A 2133-nucleotide genomic window follows, 5' to 3' on the forward strand; every position below is an offset into this window, starting at 1 on the left:
AACCGTTCCACTAACCGTCGTCTCGACACCGACCTCACTCTCAGTTGAGACGGTCGCTGACGAGCAGGAGACGCAGAACGTGTCGGTTGCTGGGAGACTTACAACCGACGCAGGCGAACCGCTGGCGGGTCGGTCCCTACAGCTCCACCTCGGGGATACACCCGTTGAAACTGTTGAGACAGACGCGACTGGACAGTATCAAACCACCATCGATCGGGCTACCATTGCTGCGGAAGGCCAAACACTCACCGTTCAGTTTGCTCCCACCGGAAGTAGTCTCGAAGGCAGTACAGCAGAGCAGACACTGCCAATTGCGTCGACGAGTCCGGTTCGTCGCCCGGCACTTGTTGGCGGAATACTCATCCTACTGGGTGGAGGTAGCCTGCTCGTGAGTCGCTGGCGAGACGGAGCAGTTTGGACACAGCTCCGCAGCCAACTGGGGGGAACAGCGACGACACAGTTGGCATCCCCGACACCAGCAGAGACACAGACCGGAGAGCCCGCAGTCGCCGCGACACGTGATGACAGCAGGGGGCCGGCTGAGACCTCTCTCATCGACCGTGCACAGATGGCGCTTGATGCGGGTGATCCAGATGCGGCTGTCCAGCTTGCGTACGCCGCGTTCAGAGCTCACGCAGCAGAGGTTGTTACAGACGCCCCGCAGACACATTGGGAGTTGTATGAGCAGTACCAGAAAGATCACGCTGAGGCCACAGAAGTGTATCAGCTCACCACCGCGTACGAGCAAGCGACGTTTGCTCCTGACTCAGTCTCTGTTGAGACTGCGCAAACGGTCATTGGGATACTGCCTTCAGCCACGGCAGGATTCGATTCGGCATCAGACGGTGCGTCCGTTAGTGACGACTAGCTGGATTGGTCAATATCCAGCGGGGACTTCCAACAGGTGAGTATCCCACACGCAACCCCCTTCGTTTCTGTTTCTAGTGGACAAAATAATTAGGAGGTCTGGAAACCTCGCACGCACCGTATTGAGTACGTCAATACCGTCCATCACCGGCAGTTCATAGTTAGAGACCACGCCAATCTGTGGGTGGTGAGGTGTGGTCTAACGCATCTGAAACCGTCGTCGCTATTGTCACTATAATTTGGTCATCCTGTTGTTCAAGATACATCACCCTCAGAGCCACAATCATAGGGTCGTCATCAACGTGTACTACAGACACATCGCTCGGTATTCCGTGGCACACTACTCGCATAATGATCGGATGGGTGACTAGAACAACAGAAATCTCGTAAAATTACTGGTCGTGGTATCCACGCCGTGCCCAAGACCGGTGGTGATGGTCACGCCGCCTGGTCACTCGCTTCGATCAGCCGCGAGAGCACCTCCTGCCTATCTGGGGGCTCTGACCCCTGGGTGATTCGGCCGGTCACGAGATCTATCAGGTCGTACTGTCGCAGGATTGTGCGAGTCTGGGTGTCATCAACGCCGAGTCCTCGCCGAACCTCATACACGGTTCGTGAGTCGGTGAGTACTGAGACGAGCTCGGCCACGGACACCTCACCGGGCAGTTCAAGTGATTCAACCGCAGAAAGTGTCGGTTGTGTTCCACCGTCGGTCGCTGTCGACGTGGTTGTGGAAGTGGCACGGGCGGCCTCATCCGGTGGATCAGCAGTCGTGTCGGCAGCCTCGTTGCCGCTGGTTTGTGCCTCTGTCGTCACTGTCTTGTCGTCATCTGTGTGGGCAGACGCTGTGGCGCCACTCTCCTCCGATTCAACTAACTCAGTGGCCGTATCAGGCCTTTCGGGTGTAGAAGTCTCGGGGGCACTAGTGTCGTCCTCCCGGGTATCGCCACCTGATGGCTGTGAGTGTGCCTCGTTGGCTGGAGCGGTCTCTGCTGATGTCGGCTGCGACTCACCAGTTTCGGGGTCTGGAGTCTTCGCGTCATGCTCAGATTGGATCTCGGCACTCGTCACTTCTTCGCCGTCCACGTGCGTCTCGGTAAGCGTATCGCTGGTCCGTGAGGTTGGCTCATGGATACCATGTTCAATCATATATTTCCGGACCGTTTGCGGTGTCACGTCCACTCCGAGCGCATCGGTCATTTCGGGGAACGTCGCCTCCGGATCGTACACCGCTGTGAGCTTGTCGGGATCGCGATACGCTGGACA

Annotated in this window: 2 pseudogenes; one reads left to right on the forward strand and one right to left on the reverse strand. The window is 57.4% G+C overall.

The features are described 5' to 3' along the window. Positions 1 to 868 (forward strand): annotated as a pseudogene (locus tag EXE42_RS19610) (hypothetical protein); the annotation flags it as partial. 437 nt (positions 869 to 1305) lie between these two features. On the opposite strand, the pseudogene EXE42_RS15205 reads toward EXE42_RS19610, so the two are convergent. After that, positions 1306 to 2133 (reverse strand): annotated as a pseudogene (locus tag EXE42_RS15205) (hypothetical protein); the annotation flags it as partial.

This window comes from Halorubrum sp. SP3 (assembly GCF_005435195.1).
Taxonomy (GTDB): domain Archaea; phylum Halobacteriota; class Halobacteria; order Halobacteriales; family Haloferacaceae; genus Halorubrum; species Halorubrum sodomense.